16 protein-coding genes are annotated in these 15,895 nt (G+C 60.2%); 6 read left to right on the top strand and 10 right to left on the bottom strand.

What is annotated here, in order from left to right; all coding sequences use genetic code 11:
- Together rnd and PMI03_RS07440 are read right to left on the bottom strand one after the other, a co-directional pair.
- Positions 1 to 622, bottom strand: a 622-nt coding sequence (gene rnd, locus PMI03_RS07445) for a ribonuclease D (protein WP_007691519.1), incomplete at its 3' end; no start/stop codon positions are given.
- A gap of 131 nt (positions 623 to 753) precedes the next feature.
- A complete protein-coding gene (locus tag PMI03_RS07440; RefSeq protein WP_007691517.1) occupies positions 754 to 2,145 on the bottom strand; it encodes a multicopper oxidase family protein in 1,392 nt (463 codons plus the stop codon).
- Between the two features lie 118 nt (positions 2,146 to 2,263).
- On the opposite strand from PMI03_RS07440, the gene PMI03_RS07435 reads away from it, so the two are divergent.
- Together PMI03_RS07435 and aspS are read left to right on the top strand one after the other, a co-directional pair.
- Positions 2,264 to 2,698, top strand: a complete 435-nt coding sequence (locus tag PMI03_RS07435) for an endonuclease domain-containing protein (RefSeq protein WP_080515858.1) — start codon at positions 2,264 to 2,266, stop codon at positions 2,696 to 2,698.
- Positions 2,699 to 3,093: 395 nt separating this feature from the next.
- Entirely contained in the window at positions 3,094 to 4,884 is a 1,791-nt protein-coding gene (aspS, locus tag PMI03_RS07430; protein ID WP_007691513.1) for an aspartate--tRNA ligase, read from the top strand.
- A 73-nt stretch (positions 4,885 to 4,957) separates the two neighbouring features.
- Here the strand turns inward: aspS and PMI03_RS07425 are convergent, their stop codons facing one another.
- Positions 4,958 to 6,127, bottom strand: a complete 1,170-nt coding sequence (locus tag PMI03_RS07425) for a serine hydrolase (protein WP_007691511.1) — start codon at positions 6,125 to 6,127, stop codon at positions 4,958 to 4,960.
- Between the two features lie 66 nt (positions 6,128 to 6,193).
- Between PMI03_RS07425 and PMI03_RS07420 the strand changes: the two genes are divergently transcribed.
- Entirely contained in the window at positions 6,194 to 6,856 is a 663-nt protein-coding gene (locus PMI03_RS07420; protein WP_174010286.1) for a TetR/AcrR family transcriptional regulator, read from the top strand.
- 63 nt (positions 6,857 to 6,919) lie between these two features.
- Here the strand turns inward: PMI03_RS07420 and PMI03_RS07415 are convergent, their stop codons facing one another.
- Positions 6,920 to 8,107 carry a hypothetical protein gene (locus PMI03_RS07415; RefSeq protein WP_007691506.1) on the bottom strand — a complete coding sequence of 396 codons (1,188 nt, stop codon included), beginning with the start codon at positions 8,105 to 8,107 and terminating at the stop codon, positions 6,920 to 6,922.
- A gap of 228 nt (positions 8,108 to 8,335) precedes the next feature.
- On the opposite strand from PMI03_RS07415, the gene parC reads away from it, so the two are divergent.
- Positions 8,336 to 10,594, top strand: a complete 2,259-nt coding sequence (gene parC, locus PMI03_RS07410) for a DNA topoisomerase IV subunit A (RefSeq protein ID WP_007691504.1) — start codon at positions 8,336 to 8,338, stop codon at positions 10,592 to 10,594.
- A 103-nt stretch (positions 10,595 to 10,697) separates the two neighbouring features.
- On the opposite strand, the gene PMI03_RS07405 is transcribed toward parC, so the two are convergent.
- From PMI03_RS07405 to hemB, 6 genes are all read right to left on the bottom strand, one after another.
- Positions 10,698 to 11,090, bottom strand: coding sequence for a type II toxin-antitoxin system death-on-curing family toxin (locus PMI03_RS07405; RefSeq protein WP_007691502.1), 393 nt, complete (start codon positions 11,088 to 11,090; stop codon positions 10,698 to 10,700).
- Entirely contained in the window at positions 11,087 to 11,308 is a 222-nt protein-coding gene (locus tag PMI03_RS07400) for an AbrB/MazE/SpoVT family DNA-binding domain-containing protein (RefSeq protein ID WP_007691500.1), read from the bottom strand. Before PMI03_RS07400 ends, PMI03_RS07405 begins: the two co-directional genes overlap by 4 nt.
- A gap of 61 nt (positions 11,309 to 11,369) precedes the next feature.
- On the bottom strand, positions 11,370 to 12,251 hold the full coding sequence (locus PMI03_RS07395) for a DMT family transporter (protein ID WP_007691498.1): 882 nt from the start codon (positions 12,249 to 12,251) through the stop codon (positions 11,370 to 11,372).
- Positions 12,252 to 13,028, bottom strand: coding sequence for an arginyltransferase (locus PMI03_RS07390; RefSeq protein ID WP_007691497.1), 777 nt, complete (start codon positions 13,026 to 13,028; stop codon positions 12,252 to 12,254).
- A gap of 192 nt (positions 13,029 to 13,220) precedes the next feature.
- Positions 13,221 to 13,679 carry an RDD family protein gene (locus PMI03_RS07385; protein ID WP_007691495.1) on the bottom strand — a complete coding sequence of 153 codons (459 nt, stop codon included), beginning with the start codon at positions 13,677 to 13,679 and terminating at the stop codon, positions 13,221 to 13,223.
- A gap of 77 nt (positions 13,680 to 13,756) precedes the next feature.
- Complete coding sequence (hemB, locus tag PMI03_RS07380) at positions 13,757 to 14,770, bottom strand: porphobilinogen synthase (protein ID WP_007691493.1); 1,014 nt, start codon at positions 14,768 to 14,770, stop codon at positions 13,757 to 13,759.
- Between the two features lie 145 nt (positions 14,771 to 14,915).
- On the opposite strand from hemB, the gene PMI03_RS07375 reads away from it, so the two are divergent.
- Entirely contained in the window at positions 14,916 to 15,353 is a 438-nt protein-coding gene (locus PMI03_RS07375) for a DUF6163 family protein (RefSeq protein ID WP_007691490.1), read from the top strand.
- A gap of 130 nt (positions 15,354 to 15,483) precedes the next feature.
- On the top strand, positions 15,484 to 15,895 hold a 412-nt coding region (locus PMI03_RS07370; protein ID WP_039973685.1), incomplete at its 3' end, for a MarR family transcriptional regulator.

Genomic DNA, 15,895 nt, shown 5'->3' with positions numbered 1-15,895 from the left:
GCGGCTTGCCCAGCCGCATCTTCAGCCTTTGCCAGGCATCATCGGGATGCAGGTCGTAGGTTTCGCGCGCTTCGAGGATCGCCATTTCTTCAAGCAGCCAGGAGGCACGGCCTTCGCGCTCAAGCTGCTCCTTCAGCGAAAGATAGACATCGCGAAGATGGGTGACGTCGGCCAGTGCATAGTCGAGCTGCTTTTCCGACAATGGCCGGCGGCTCCAGTCGGTGAAGCGCGAGGACTTGTCGATCTGGATATTCTTGATGCGGCTGACCAGCTGGTCGTAGGAAACCGAATCGCCGAAGCCGCAGACCATGGCGGCCACCTGCGTGTCGAAGATTGGATGCGGAATGAGATTGCCGCGATTGAAGATGATTTCGATGTCCTGGCGGGCAGCATGAAACACCTTCATGACAGCGGTATTGGCCATCAGCTCGAAGAAGGGTTTCAAGTCGAGGCCCTTGGCTAGCGGATCAACCAGCACTTCAGTCGTCGGGCTTGCCATCTGAATCAGGCAAAGCTCCGGCCAGAATGTCGTCTCGCGCAGGAATTCGGTGTCGATGGTAATGAATTCTGACTTGGCCAGCTCTTGGCAGGCCGCCTCTAACTGGGCGGTAGTTTCGATCATATCAACACATTCATCGGTAAAATAGTTTGTTAATCTTCCTTCTCCTTTCGGCCGGATATGTCAATACGTGGAGAGACGAAGTATCTCACAGCATTCCGCTTTTCGGAAAATTCGTCAAAAAGGCCACTGCTCTAGGCGACGCGCATATAGCTGGTCATGCCCGTCTTCTGATGCTCGATGATGTGGCAATGCAGCAGCCAGTCACCGGGATTGTCGGCAACGAAGCTGAGTTGCACCTTTTCGTCCGGCTGGATTAGGTAGGTGTCGGACACGAAGGGCTGCACCTGCCGGGTCGAGGAGGAGAGCACGGTGAAGCTCATCCCATGCAGATGGATCGGATGGGCATGCGGCGTCACGTTTTCCATGTCGAGGACATAGCTTTTGCCGAGCTTCAGTTCGGCAAGTGGTGCTGTCGGATCGGGCGTATCGCCCGGCCACGGCACCTTGTTGATTGCCCAGAAACTGTAGCCGAGCGAGCCGCAGATGCTGTCTGTGGCGGTATCCTCCGCCGTGGCGCTGAGGATGAGCGGGATGTGCTGCGCAGCACCGATATCCGCCTTGGCGACGGGATTGTCCTCAAGAGGCGCCAGATCGCGAACGTCGCGCTTTAGCGAGCCGCCGACCGAGCGTAGCGTCGCCAGCACCTTCGGATCGGTGCCTCGGATGTCCTCCAGCTTGACGATCGCGCCTTCCTCGTCCGGCATCCGCACGGCCAGTTCTAGGCGTTGGCCGGGGCCGAGCTGCAACAGATCCAGCGGAAAACGCTCAGGCACCGGATTACCGTCGATGGCGATCACCGTCGCCTGGGCTCCATCCATCCGGAAGGAATAGATGCGCGTGACGTCGGTAATGGCAAGCCGCAGGCGCACCAGCCCGCCGGAGGGCGCGTCATATTGCGGCTGCTGCTGCCAGTTGGCGGTTCGCACCGTCCCATAGGTGCCGGATTTGGCGGAATCGCGGGGGCGGAACTGGGCGATAAACTGCCCATCGCCGCCGAGCCGCCAGTCACGCAGATTAAGCACCACTTCCGAATCGAACGTCGGATCCTTCGGATTTTCCACGACAATGACGCCGGTCATGCCGTGGCCCATCTGGATCAGCGTGTTGCAATGCGGATGATACCAGAAGGTACCGGCATCCGGAGGCGTGAAGGCGTAGTCGAAGTGGTCGCCGGTATAGACATAGGGCTGCGTCAGGAACGGCACGCCATCCATCTTGTTGGGCAGCCGGATGCCATGCCAGTGGATCGTCGTGGGGTCGTCGATGCCGTTGATCAGCCGCGCGGCGAAGGGCTCTCCCTTCCTCATGCGTACGACCGGCGGCTGGCCCGCGTCGCCATAGGTCAACACATCCCTGGTCACGCCGCTATCCGCCAGGCTGGCCTGGGTCTTCACGGTCTTCAACACCTGCGGCTCCGCTGCCAGTGCCCTGCCGCCGAACTTGCCGGCGATGCCGAGCCCCACGCCATAGGCACCGGCGACGGCGGAGGCTTTCAGGAGATTGCGGCGGGTGAGAATGGGCATGCGGGGCTCCAGGGACGCGGGACTATGCTCATCTGTTTAAAGTTGAGCGTGGTGTTCAGCAATAGCACTGAGGTAGCCAAACCGCCGCATCGGCCACTGGGGGTGGCGCGGGCCGTTGATGCATGATGTTTGTGGTGATGGAAATCCATCTGATTTCGTGCTTTCTGATACAAAGACAACTGAAGCGAGAGAGCTCTTGCATCGCGACGTTCCTGATCGACATCGACAATTCGCCAGAGCAATGCGCGGTGATGCCACCAAAGCGGAGAATATGCTTTGGCAAGCCCTCCGGCGCAGTCAGCTCGAGGGGTTCAAGTTCAAACGACAGGTTCCGGTCGATGGTCACATTTTGGATTTTGTGTGCTTTGAAGCGCGGTTGATCATCGAGGTTGATGGCGCACAACACGCGGAAAGCGCAATGGATCGGAAGCGAGACGCCTATTTCTCAAATCAGGGTTTCCGCGTGCTGCGAGTCTGGAACCATGAGGTCGCTACGAATCTTGATGGGATCTGTTTGACAATCCTCGCGGAGCTGAAAAACACTGGAGAATGATGGAGAGCAAGGCAGGCGCGGAGCCTATCTCGCCCTTGGCGGGCGAGAAAGCAATTTCACTGGCTTAGGAATTGCGAAACAGAGGGCTCTATATCTTCAGAAGCTCGGCGCAATTTCTAAGCCATTGAAATTGCAAGAGCGGGGGTCACGTTCTTGCCTCGGTAAACTGGAAGCTTACTGCGTCCCTGCCTACCCCCTCTCTTGCAATTTCTAACACTTAGCCTCGCGGCTAAATGTAAGAAATTGCTTTCTCGCCCGCCAGGGGCGAGATAGACCAGTGCTTCGAGCCTTGACAAATCAGGCGCACCATGCGCTTTTCCGCCCGATTTTCTCGTCGGCAGGCGAGGGGCTTTTGTCCGTATTCGCCGCCGACCGCCAAGTCCAGGATATATACTATGCATCGCTATCGCAGCCACACATGCGCCGCCCTGCGCAAGTCCGACGTCGGTTCGACTGTCCGCATCTCCGGCTGGGTTCATCGCGTCCGAGATCATGGTGGCGTGCTGTTCATCGACCTGCGCGATCACTACGGCATCACCCAGGTCGTCGCCGATCCGGATTCGCCCGCCTTCAAGCTGGCCGAGACCGTGCGCGGCGAATGGGTCATCCGCATCGATGGCCTGGTGAAGGCCCGCACGGAAGATACCGTCAACAAGACCATGCCGACCGGTGAGATCGAGCTTTACGCGCAGGAGATTGAAGTGCTCTCCGCCGCCAAGGAGCTGCCGCTGCCGATCTTCGGCGAGCCGGACTATCCCGAAGATGTGCGTCTCAAGTACCGCTTCCTCGATCTGCGCCGCGACACGCTGCACAAGAACATCGTCAAGCGCACGCAGGTCATTTCCTCGATGCGCCGCCACATGGGCGAAGTCGGCTTCACCGAATACACCACGCCGATCCTGACGGCCTCGTCGCCGGAAGGCGCGCGCGACTTCCTCGTGCCGAGCCGTATCCATCCCGGCACCTTCTACGCGCTGCCGCAGGCGCCGCAGCAGTACAAGCAGCTGTTGATGGTTGCCGGTTTCGACCGCTATTTCCAGATCGCGCCGTGCTTCCGCGACGAAGACCCGCGTGCCGACCGTCTGCCAGGCGAATTCTACCAGCTCGACCTCGAAATGAGCTTCGTGACCCAGGAAGACGTCTGGAACACGATGGCACCGCTGATGACCAGCATCTTCGAGGAGTTCGCCGAGGGCAAGCCCGTCACCAAGGAATGGCCGCGCATTCCTTATGATGTTGCGATCCGCAAGTATGGTTCGGACAAGCCGGACCTGCGCAACCCGATCGTCATGGAAGCCGTGACCGAGCATTTCGCCGGCTCCGGCTTCAAGGTCTTCGCGAACATGATCGCTTCCAACCCGAAGGTCGAAGTCTGGGCGATCCCGGCCAAGACCGGCGGTTCGCGCGCATTCTGCGACCGCATGAACGCCTGGGCGCAGAGCCAGGGCCAGCCCGGCCTCGGTTATATCTTCTGGCGTAAGGAGGGTGAAAAGCTCGAGGGCGCCGGCCCGCTTGCCAAGAACATCGGCGAGGAGCGCACCGACGCGATCCGCACGCAGCTTGGTCTTGACGATGGCGACGCCTGCTTCTTCGTCGCTGGCGATCCCGCCAAGTTCTACAAGTTTGCCGGCGAAGCGCGTACCCGCGCCGGCGACGAGCTGAACCTCATCGATCGCGACCGCTTCGAGCTTTGCTGGATCGTCGACTTCCCGTTCTTCGAATGGAGCGAGGAAGAAAAGAAGGTCGACTTCGCTCACAACCCGTTCTCGATGCCGCAGGGCGGCCTCGAGGCGCTGCAGAACCAGGATCCGCTGACGATCAAGGCCTACCAGTACGACGCCGTCTGCAACGGCTTCGAAATCGCCTCGGGCTCGATCCGTAACCAGTCGCCGGAAACCATGGTCGCCGCCTTCGAAAAGGTCGGTCTCAGCCAGGCTGACGTCGAAGAACGCTTCGGGGGCCTCTACCGGGCCTTCCAGTATGGCGCACCTCCGCACGGCGGCGCTGCCTTCGGTATCGACCGTATCGTCATGCTGCTGGTCGGCGCCAAGAACCTGCGCGAAATCTCGCTGTTCCCGATGAACCAGCAGGCGCAGGATCTCTTGATGGGTGCCCCGTCTGTGGCAACGCCGACGCAGCTGCGCGAACTGGCGATCCGCCCGGTTCCGCCGGTCAAGAAGGACTGAGGCTCTCGCGAGCTTTGAACATGCAAAACCCGGCGACCGAATCGCCGGGTTTTTTATTGGTCTTGGATGAGCCTTAGAGCCCTGCGTAGACCGCATTATCGAGGTCGACGGTGAATTGTCCCCACATGCCTTCGAGTGCAGTGTTGGTGAGTGCCACCATGGTGAGGCCTTTCTGCGGATCGACGAACCAGTGATGGCCATAGACGCCGCCCCACTTCACAGTTCCGACGGAGAACGGAATATTCGCAGCGGTAGGGTCAGTGACGACGGACCAGCCGTAACCAAAGCCGACGCCCGGCATTAGCGGCTGCATATGCCCACCCGCCTGATCCGCCATCATGGTTTTGACCGTCTCGCCGGACAAGAGCGGCGCGCCGCCCTTGCGCACGGTCTCCAGGATGGCAAGCACATCATCCGCTGTTCCGGCCATGCCGGCGCCACCGGAGTGGTAGGAGGCCGGGTTGAATATCCGGTCCGGCGCGAACCGAATGAAGCCGTCGAGTATGGGCGCCACGGCCTCGTCTCCCATCCGCTGTGGTTCGGGCGAACCATTCATATAGGCGGCAGCGAGGCGGCTCGAGTCGCGCACCGAAAAGGCGGTGTCGACAAGACTAAGCGGCCCGGTCACCAGCTCTGCAATTGCCTTGTCGAGGCGGCCGCCAGTTTCCTTTTCAAGGATGCCGCCGAGAACATCCATCGCCAGTGAATATTGCCAGCCTTCTCCAGGGGCAAAGCGCAGTGGTGCGCTTGCGAGACGCCTCAGATTTTCGGCAAGCGAGAGGCCTGGTTCACCAAGCCCATCGGACACGCCGGCGCGGTGATAGGGGCCGCCTTCTTCCTCGGCGAATGTGTAACCCAGTCCGGACGTATGCGTCAGCAGGTGCCGAATACGAATGACCGCTTCGTTCCCATCCGGCAGGCGTGGCCGGAAGTCCGGCAGCCATTTCGTTATCGGATCGTCCAGACCTATCCGGCCCTGTTCGACAAGCCGCATGGCGGCGATGGCAACGATCGGCTTGGTGACGGAGGCGAGGCGGAAGATGGTTTCCTCCCGCATGGTCACGCCGTTCTCGCGATCCGCCAGGCCGGCGGCGCGGCGATAGATCTGCTCGCCATTCCGTGAGATCAGAACCACGGCCCCGACCAGTCTCTTATCTATCAAGGCAGCATCGATTGCGGCATCGACGCCCTGGGCAAAAGAGCCGAGGGACGGCCGAGAGGCGTTTTCAAGGGGAAGACTCATGGTGAGAAACCTTCTATAGTCACAATGACCGCTCCTGAATAAACCAAGTTGCGAGATATTTCTAGAGTGACCATTGTGAAAAATAGCGAAGACACGAAAAATTCCCCCCAGCGAAAGCGTGGCCGTCCGCCGGCCTTCGATCGTGAGACGGTTCTTGCGGCTGCGCGCGATACCTTCTGGAAGCATGGTTATGACGGCTCGTCCATTGCGGATCTGACCGCCGCCATGGGGATCACACCGCAGAGCCTTTATGCCGCCTTCAGTTCGAAGGCCGACCTCTACCGCGAGGCGCTGGAGCAATATCGACGCATGCCGCGACCCGAGCCGGGCAATCCTTTGCAGGAAACGGTGGACACCGTCACCGCGTTCGATCGCTTTCTCCGGAATGCTGCCGGGATATTCACCGCGCCAGAGCACCCGAAAGGCTGCATGATATCGACGGCTGTGCTGAATTGCGCGGAAGAGAATGAACCGGTGGCCCATCATGTCGCTTCCATGCGCCTGCAGACGCTGGATCTGTTTGCGGCACGGGTCGAGCGTGGCATCGCGGAGGGGGATATGCGACCGGATGCGAATGCACGGTCACTGGCCCGCTTTCTCGGAGCGATCGTGCAGGGCATGTCCGTTCAGGCGCGGGACGGTGCGACCAGGGAGGAGCTGCTCGAGATCGTCGCTCATGCCCGAGGTGAGCTGATGCGGCATCGGCTTGGGCCGGGCGCGGTGAAATGAGCTCATGAAAAAACCCGGCAATCGAAATCACCGGGTTCTTTGTTGTCAGGATCGAAGGTCCGATCAATCGTTGGACGAGACCTTGAGGCCGATAACGTTCGGGATCGAGGTCGGAGCGCCCATGGCGGCGCCGATGATCATCGGCAGCGGCACCGGCTTGTCCGGCGAAGCGGTGACCGTCAGGCTCTTCGGATTGTCGAGATAGGCGCTGACAGCGGCGGAGACGGCATTCTGCAGTTCCGGAATATTGAGCTGCGCCATCATGATCGGCGTCATCGCCTTCAGCGTGTCGGCCAGCTGCTTGCCGGTAACGCCCTGCTGCTTGCCGGCAAATTCCAGCGCGCGCGCGGTGATCGAAGCGTCGTCGAAGCGGATCTGCGCGCTGTTGAAGGTCAGCTGCTGCAGAAGGCCGAGCATGGCGAGACCGGCGGACTGCTGCGCATCCTGCTGGTTCGGGTTGGAGCGGACGGTCTTCAGCGCTTCCTGCAGCGACTTGGCGAAGGCCGGTGTGTAGCCGGAGAGGCTGAGCGCAATGTTCAGCTTGCCGATATCCTTGAAATCGAAGGAGTATTCGGTGATGTCGATCTTGCCCGGAGCAAGCTCCCAGCCGCCCTTCATGGCGATCTTGCCATTCAACTGCTTCAGGTTCAGCTGTTCGATGGCCAGCTTGCTCTGCGGGTCATCGACCTTGCTCAGGTCGGCCGTGACGCCGTCGACTTCAACGCCGAAGTCGAGGCCGGACTTGTCGGCGCGCTTGGTCATCGTAGCGTCGGCGTTGGAGATTGCGAAGACCTGCGTGCCGTCCTTCGTAGCGGAGATCGCACCTGTATGCGCGCTCTTGTAGAAGAGCAGAGAGTCGAGATCGCCCTTTGTCGTGTCGGCCGGAATTTCGACGCCGTTCAGCTTGAGGTCGGCGGCGGTGATGGCCACGCCGTCCTTGTTCAAGGCCACGTCGGGAAAGGCCACCTGATCGACGGTGTAGCCGCCGCCTGCTTCGGCAACGCCGGAGAACGTGACGTCGCCCAGCTTGATGCCGTCGGGCGTGCCGGCTGCCTTGAAGCTTGCACCCTTCAACGTTACCGTGGTGCCGCTGACATCGACGCTCTCCGCAGCGATCGAACCGCCCTGCTGTGCATAGGCGTCATTGATCTTCTTCAGCAGGTCGTTACCGTCGAGCGCAAAGGCAGAGCTAGCGAAAGACAGGATGACGGCGCTGGACAGCATCAGCCGTGTTGTCCGATAGAAAGTCATGGTGGCGTTTCCTCATTGAGCTGTTGTCGGCGGGCGTACAGATTCTGCGTGTACTGCGGCGGTATATATTCACCTTTGCCTGAAATTCCAATGACAATGGCGGCCGCAAGCGCGAGCATGGGAGTTGTGTGCAACCTTACGCCAGATTGTGCTTGAACTGAGGCGTCATCCACAAGTGCTTTCCAGTGATTTCTTGCCGGGAATCGGCTTCTCCGCTAGTCAAGAGCCATGGGAAAAAATCTTTTACCGCCTGGTGGCGGCGACGACGACAGCATCGTTCCGGTCGACCTGAAGGCCGCGCTCGAAGAGCGCTATCTGGCCTATGCCTTGTCGACGATCATGCATCGCGCGCTTCCGGATGTTCGTGACGGCCTGAAGCCGGTTCATCGCCGCATTGTTTATGCAATGAGCGAGATGGGCCTGCGCCCCAACGCCGCTTTCCGCAAATGCGCCAAGATCGTCGGCGAGGTGATGGGTAACTATCACCCGCACGGCGACCAATCGATCTATGATGCGCTGGCCCGTCTGGCGCAGGATTTCTCGCAGCGCTATACGCTGGTCAACGGCCAGGGCAATTTCGGCAATATCGACGGCGATAGCCCGGCCGCGATGCGCTACACCGAATCCAAGATGACGGCGGTCTCCGAACTGCTGCTTGAAGGCATCGACCAGGATGCCGTGGATTTCCGCGACACCTATGACGAGTCGAATTCCGAACCGATCGTCCTGCCCGGCGCCTTCCCGAACCTGCTCGCCAACGGTTCCTCCGGCATTGCTGTGGGCATGGCGACCTCGATCCCGTCGCACAACGCCCATGAGCTTTGCGACGCAGCGCTGCATTTGATCAAGGATCGCGATGCCACCGTCGAGACGCTGGTGGAGCTCTATATTCCAGGCCCGGACTTTCCGACCGGCGGCATCATCATCGATGATCGCCGGAGCATCATCGAAAGCTACAAGACCGGCCGCGGCGGATTTCGCGTCCGTGCCAAATGGGAGATCGAGGATCTCGGCCGTGGTGGCTACCAGATCGTCATCACGGAAATTCCGTTCCAGGTGCAGAAGTCCCGTCTGATCGAAAAGATCGCCGAGCTGCTTCTGGCGCGCAAGCTGCCGCTGCTCGAGGACATTCGCGATGAGTCCGCCGAGGACATCCGCGTTGTCCTGATCCCGAAGAGCCGCACCGTCGATGCGACGATCCTGATGGAATCGATGTTCAAGCTCTCGGAGCTGGAAAGCCGCTTCCCACTCAATATGAACGTCCTGTCCATGGGCCGCATCCCGAAGGTCATGGCGCTGAACGAGGTGCTTAAGGAGTGGCTCGACCATCGCCGCGAAGTCTTGCAGCGCCGCTCGCGCTTCCGGCTCGCGGCAATCGAGAAACGCCTGGAAATTCTCGGCGGCTTCCTGATCGCCTACCTCAACATTGACGAGGTCATCGCCATCATCCGCGAGGAGGATGAGCCGAAGCCTGTGATGATGGAGCGGTTCGGGCTCACGGACAATCAGGTCGAAGCGATCCTCAACATGAGACTGCGCTCCTTGCGCAAGCTCGAGGAATTCGAAATCCGCAAGGAGTTCGACGGCCTCAGCAAGGAAAAGTCCGAGATCGAGGTATTGCTCGCCTCCGACGAAAAGCAGTGGCAGACGGTCGCCTGGGAAATTGGCGAGGTGAAGAAGAAGTTCGCCAAGGCGACCGAAGTCGGCCGCCGCCGCACGCAATTTGCCGAAGCGCCCGAGGCCGATGATGCGGCACTCCAGCAGGCGATGATCGAGAAGGAACCGATCACTGTCGTCGTTTCGGAAAAGGGCTGGATCCGCGCGCTGAAGGGCCACATCTCCGAGACCTCGACGCTGACCTTCAAGGAAGGCGACGCGCTGAAGGTGGCCTTCCCGGCGCAGACGACGGACAAGATCCTGATCATCACCACTGGCGGCAAGGCCTATACGCTCGGCGGCGACAAGCTGCCCGGCGGGCGCGGTCATGGTGAGCCGTTGCGCATCATGGTCGACATGGAGAACGACCAGGACGTGCTGACTGCCTTCGTCCACGATCCGCAGCGCAAGCAGCTCGTCGCTTCGACCGCCGGCAACGGTTTTGTCGTAGCGGAAACGGAACTGGTCGCCAATACCCGTAAGGGCAAGCAGATCATGAACCTCACGACGCCGGACGAGACGAAGCTGCTCGTGCCCGTCTCCGGCGATCATGTCGCCGTCGTCGGCGAGAACCGCAAAATGGTGGTTTTCCCGCTGTCGCAGATTCCGGAAATGTCGCGCGGCAAAGGCGTGCGCCTGCAGCGCTACAAGGACGGCGGTGTCTCCGATATCAAGTGCTTCGCCATCGCTGACGGTCTGACCTGGGAAGACAGCGCCGGCCGCACCTTCACCAAGACGAAGGACGAGCTGGCCGAATGGCTGGGCGATCGTTCTGCCGCCGGCCGTGCTGTGCCGAAGGGCTTCCCCAGGACGGGTAGGTTTTCGGGGTGAGGGACGGTTTGAATAGTTGATGAAACGCCCCGTTGGGGCGTTTCAGGGAACGAATGCCTTGAGCTCAAGCGAAGGGCCGGGTGTGTGGCAGGTGGGGTAATCGTCAGTCGCTTAGCGGGATGGAGAAGTCTCTGAGAAAGTGGGTCGCTCCTGTCTCATCGATTTCTCCGGCTGCGACGCCCAATACGAAGGCGACAATCATTCCATCGTCCGTGTCGATCAGATAGCCGTTGATGTAGAGAAACGTAAAGGCGGCCAGATAGCCCGTTCTTTTATTTCCGTCTGAAAAAGGATGGTTCCGAACGAGGCCATGCAAATAGGCCGCAGCAAGAGCGAATAGATCATTCTCGCCGTACGCAGCTTTGTTTAGTGGACGTGCGACAGCAGCTTCCAGCGCGTTTTCATCTTTGAGACCCACTAATCCGCCATGCTCCGCGAGCTGTTCGTGATGCATGATCTCAATGGCTTCGCGCGTCAGCCATTTGTATCCGCTCATTTTGCGAGCTCGCGCAGGGCTGCGCGATATTTTTGCATCCCGAGCCTTGCCGCCCGCAATTGTTCAGCAAGGTCAGCGCGCTCTGGAACCAGTTCGATAGTGCCATTCACTTCACGTATTTCGAGAGCATCACCGCTTTTCAAGCCGAGTCTTTGAAGAACTTCCTTCGGAATGATCACGCCCTCGGAATTGCCGATCTTGCGGATGACGATGTTCATGCTCGATACTCCTTGTGTAATAACCAAGTTATAACACAAGGAGTATCGCCGTCGCAACGCCTCACCCCACCGCCACCGCCCGTGCCTTGACCCGCGCCTGCCACAGCGAATGCGCGGCCAGCGCCAGGACCAGCACCAGTCCGCCGGCGAGTGTCATGTTGCTGGGGGCTTCGGCGAAGATCAACCAGACCCAGATCGGCGCGAGGATCGTTTCCAGCAGGTAGAACATCGCCACTTCCGGTGCCGAGAGGAAGCGTGTGCCGGTTGCCAGGCACCAGAAGGCAAGCGGCATCAGGATCCCGCCGTCGAGCAGGATCCAGCCGGGATGATCGATGCTGAGGCCCGAGGGAATGACATGATAGAGGCCGACCGCGGCCGGAATGACGGCGGAGAGCAATGAGGCGAAGCCCATGTCCCGCCGCGAGGCGCGGCCGATGGTAATCGCGCAGGCAATGGCGAAGGATGCGAAAATTGCGAGCGCATCGCCGAGGATATGGCCGCTTTCCATGCCATCCCGTACGATCAGGCCGACGCCGAAGATCATGGCGATCATGGTGACGATGGTGGAAAGGGCGGGGCGCTCCTTGAGGAAGATCCAGGAGAGGAGCGCGGCGAACATCGGATTGAGGGCAATGATGAAGACGACATTGGCGGCCGTCGTGTAATAGACCGCAAGCACAAAGGCGATGGTCGTCAGGCCGTAGAGCAGGGCGACGGGAAGTCCGGTCCAGCCCGGCAGGACGCTGCGCAGGGAGCCGGTGACGCAGCGGATGACGACAAGGGCAAGAAGCGACACGATAACGGTCGCGACGCTGCGCGCCGACAGCACGGACCAGGCGTCGCCGCTCGAAAGCCGGATCAGCGGAATATCCACGGACATCGCAAGACCGCCGATCGTGCTCAGCAGCAGGCCTTTCCTGTGATCGGAGAGATGCGAGGCCATTCAGCGGGAGTGATCTTCGCCGGCATCCGCGGGATCGAAGCGTTCCCAGCCGCGTGGCGTCAGATGTTCCTGCGGCTGGAACCGGGTCTTATAGTCCATCTTGCGCGAGCCCTTGACCCAATAGCCGAGATAGACGTGCGGCAGGCCGAGCGCCTTGGTCCGCCTGATATGATCGAGGATCATGAAGGTGCCGAGCGAGCGATCCTGGAGATCGGGATTGAAATAGGAATAGACCATCGACAGCCCATCACTCATCACGTCGGTCAGGGCCGCCGCCAGCAGCTCGCCCTTCGGCCGTTGCTCCAGCCCTGAGCCTTCCTCGCGCCGGCGATATTCGATGATGCGGGTGTTGACGTGGGTGTCCTCCACCATGATCGCATAATCGAGCACGGTCATGTCGGACATGCCGCCCTGTTGATGGCGATAATCGAGATAGCGGCGGAAGAGGGAATATTGCTCGCTGGACGGCTGGGCCGGAAATTCGGTTGCGATGATATCGCTGTTTGTCGACTGCACGCGCTTCATCGAGCGGCTGGGCTCGAATTCCTGGGCGAGAATGCGGACGGAGATGCAGGCGCGGCAGGCTTCGCAGGCGGGGCGGTAGGCGATGTTCTGCGAGCGGCGGAAACCGCCCTGGGTCAGGATATCGTTCATCTCCGCCGCGCGCGGGCCGACGAGATGGGTGAAGACCTTGCGCTCCATCTCCCGCGGCAGGTACGGGCAGGCTGCCGGTGCCGTCAGATAAAACTGCGGAGATGGCGTCGACTGCGTATTCATCTGCCGCTGGTTGACCTTTCATCCGGCATTCGACATCGCACAAGCATGGCCCAAGTTTGGAAAACGTCAACCATGTCCTTCATGTGAGGTCACAGTTTCCTGCCCTGTTTTGATGCAAAATGTCTTTCCATGCACAATAAACGGCTCGGATGATCGGGCCGCGAGGATATTTGAGGTGGATATCGTCCTGTTCTAGGCGGTTTTGACGATAACCGTGCCGAGCAACAGGTCATGAATCAGGCGGCTGCGTTCGATGAACAGGCCCGCCAGCAGGATGAGCGGCGTCAGGACGGAATTGAGGATCCAGAACAGCGCCAGATGCACGATGGCAGTCAGGAAATCCATCCGCCGGCCATCGACCCGCACCATGGCGATGCCCACGGCGCGCATGCCGAGCGAGGCCTGGTGCGGTCCGCCGAGCGTCCAGCCGAAATAAAGGCCCGCCACGAGGATGAAGAGGACGGGGTAGAGGAAGAAGCCGAGCCCAAGCGTCAGGACCGATACGAAAAACAGAACGACTGCCGCCGGAATGCAGAGCAAAGCGACGATGACGTAGTCGATGATGAACGCGAAGATGCGCCGGCTCAGCACGCCACTATAGGCGCGCCAGTCGTCCGGTGCTGCATAAAGCGGGCTGGGATTAGAGCTCATTGTCTTCTTCCTTAGAGAAACATTCGCGGAACATATGGTGTGAGGTTCGGCAAATGCAATAAGTCTGTGGTGATCAATTACCTCTTTGCCAGAAGCTTCGCCACGTCCATGGCGAAATAGCTGAGGATGCCGTCGCAGCCGGCGCGCTTGAAGGCGAGCAGCGTTTCCAGCATCACCCGCTCGCCGTCGATCCAACCATTGGCGGCGGCCGCCTTGATCATCGAATACTCGCCGGAGACCTGGTAGGCGAAGGTCGGAAGGCCGAATGCCTCCTTCAGACGCCAGCAGATATCGATATAGGGCAGTCCGGGCTTGACCATCAGCATGTCGGCGCCTTCCTCGACGTCGAGAGCGGCGTCGCGCACGGCCTCGGTGCCGTTGGCCGGGTCTATATAATAGGTCTTCTTGTCGCCTTTCAGCAGGCCGCCGGTCGAGATCGCCTCGCGATAGGGGCCATAGAAGGCCGAACTGAACTTGGTGGCGTAGCTCATAATGCCGACGCCCTGGTGGCCGGCGGCGTCCAGCGCCTGGCGGATGGCGCCGATGCGCCCGTCCATCATTTCCGACGGCGCGATGATGTCGGCGCCGGCATCGGCCTGGTAGACCGCGGCGCGCATCACTTGCTCGACCGTCTCGTCATTGACGATTTCATTGCCGCGCAGAATGCCGTCATGGCCGTGGCTGGTGAAGGGATCCAGCGCGACGTCGGTGATAACGCCGATATTCGGCACGGCCTTCTTGATGGCGGCGGTGGCGAGATTGATGAGGTTGTTCTTTTCCAGGCTGTTCGAGCCGGTCGCGTCGCGCAGCTCCATTTCGATGTTCGGGAAGGTGGCAAGCGCCGGAATACCCAGATCGGCGGCTTCTTTTGCCGCCTCCACGGCCTTGTCGACGGTCATGCGATTGACGCCGGGCATGGCCGGGATCGGCTCTATAATGCCGCTGCCGGGGATGATGAAGATCGGCCAGATGAGGTCGTCGACGGTCAGGCGGTTTTCCTGCACTAGGCGACGCGTCCAATCGGCCTTGCGGTTGCGCCGCATCCGCCGATGCCCGGTTATCTCGTCAACAAGATGCGTCTTGTCCTGCATGGTCCCGCCGTCCTCTTTGGTCTATCTATCGTCTTAATATATAGGCAGCGTACCTATCACGCTGTCCCCAGGATTCAAAACCAGGCGAAAGGCCGCAGCCATTATAACTCTGGCGAGCCCGAGGCCTCCTACGTATTGTTCGCGCATGGAACCTGATTCTTCCGCCGTACCCAAGAGCACGCTGACGGACATCCTGTTCGTCGTGTTCTTGCGGCTGATCGCCATCGCCTGTTTCTGGCTAGGCCTGCAATATTGGTCGATGCTGGTCGGCTATTCGCTGGCGGGCCAGGCCCGGTTCGATCTGCTCAATCTGCCCTGGAAGGTGGCGAGCGCCGGCCTGGCCGTTGTCTTCCCCGTCGCAGCGCTCGGCCTGTGGCTGACCGTCTCCTGGGGACCTGTCATCTGGGTGCTTGCCGCAGGCGGCCAGGCACTGATGTACGGGCTCTGGCCGCAGATCTTTGGCTCCAATTTATTGATCGTGATCCTGCATGCCTGCGTGGCCGTTCTCTACTGCGCTTTCCGCATTTTGCTATGGCTGGAAAAGCGCCGGCGCCAGCAGCAGGTAATGGTTGATTTACCCTGAGACACTAACCCGTCGTGGTAAGGTGCTGTTAAGCTTGCAGTTTAAGTAGAATTTTATGTGTATTCGATAGGGTCTCACTCAAGGCGGGAAGAAAACGACACCGCCAAACAAACAGTGAGGCCAAGTCATGATGAACACGAAAATCAAGCCGCAGGCAGTTGCAACCGCTCGGGACCAGCAGGTCGAGGACATCCGTGGTCTGTACATGGAATCCCTCCACCTGGTGGAGCGTCTTCACCGCCGTCTCCTCGATGTGATCAAGGATGAGTTCGACCGCCAGGGTCGCGACGACGTCAACGCCGTTCAGGCGCTGCTCCTCTTCAACATCGGCAATTCCGAGCTGACCGCCGGCGAGCTGCGCTCGCGTGGCTTCTACCTCGGTTCCAACGTTTCCTACAACGTCAAGAAGCTGGTCGACCTCGGCTTCATCAACCACCAGCGTTCTCGCATCGACCGTCGCTCGGTCCGCATCAGCCTGACCGAAAGCGGCCAGGACATCGCCGAAACCGTCGCCAAGCTCTACGACCGCCATATCGGCTCCC

Origin of the sequence: Rhizobium sp. AP16, from assembly GCF_000281735.1 — a bacterium.
GTDB classification, from domain to species: Bacteria; Pseudomonadota; Alphaproteobacteria; order Rhizobiales; family Rhizobiaceae; genus Rhizobium; species Rhizobium rhizogenes.
The sequence above is the reverse complement of the archived record's forward strand: the minus strand, read 5'-3'. Positions and strand labels throughout refer to the sequence as shown.

What these genes read in the sequence shown, in the direction of transcription:
- PMI03_RS07440 (WP_007691517.1), bottom strand. Translation starts at nt 2,145, where the DNA reads ATGCCCATTCTCACCCGCCGCAATCTCCTGAAAGCCTCCGCCGTCGCC.
- PMI03_RS07435 (WP_080515858.1), top strand. Translation starts at nt 2,264, where the DNA reads ATGCATGATGTTTGTGGTGATGGAAATCCATCTGATTTCGTGCTTTCT.
- aspS (WP_007691513.1), top strand. Translation starts at nt 3,094, where the DNA reads ATGCATCGCTATCGCAGCCACACATGCGCCGCCCTGCGCAAGTCCGAC.
- PMI03_RS07425 (WP_007691511.1), bottom strand. Translation starts at nt 6,127, where the DNA reads ATGAGTCTTCCCCTTGAAAACGCCTCTCGGCCGTCCCTCGGCTCTTTT.
- PMI03_RS07415 (WP_007691506.1), bottom strand. Translation starts at nt 8,107, where the DNA reads ATGACTTTCTATCGGACAACACGGCTGATGCTGTCCAGCGCCGTCATC.
- parC (WP_007691504.1), top strand. Translation starts at nt 8,336, where the DNA reads ATGGGAAAAAATCTTTTACCGCCTGGTGGCGGCGACGACGACAGCATC.
- PMI03_RS07405 (WP_007691502.1), bottom strand. Translation starts at nt 11,090, where the DNA reads ATGAGCGGATACAAATGGCTGACGCGCGAAGCCATTGAGATCATGCAT.
- PMI03_RS07400 (WP_007691500.1), bottom strand. Translation starts at nt 11,308, where the DNA reads ATGAACATCGTCATCCGCAAGATCGGCAATTCCGAGGGCGTGATCATT.
- PMI03_RS07395 (WP_007691498.1), bottom strand. Translation starts at nt 12,251, where the DNA reads ATGGCCTCGCATCTCTCCGATCACAGGAAAGGCCTGCTGCTGAGCACG.
- PMI03_RS07390 (WP_007691497.1), bottom strand. Translation starts at nt 13,028, where the DNA reads ATGAATACGCAGTCGACGCCATCTCCGCAGTTTTATCTGACGGCACCG.
- PMI03_RS07385 (WP_007691495.1), bottom strand. Translation starts at nt 13,679, where the DNA reads ATGAGCTCTAATCCCAGCCCGCTTTATGCAGCACCGGACGACTGGCGC.
- hemB (WP_007691493.1), bottom strand. Translation starts at nt 14,770, where the DNA reads ATGCAGGACAAGACGCATCTTGTTGACGAGATAACCGGGCATCGGCGG.
- PMI03_RS07375 (WP_007691490.1), top strand. Translation starts at nt 14,916, where the DNA reads ATGGAACCTGATTCTTCCGCCGTACCCAAGAGCACGCTGACGGACATC.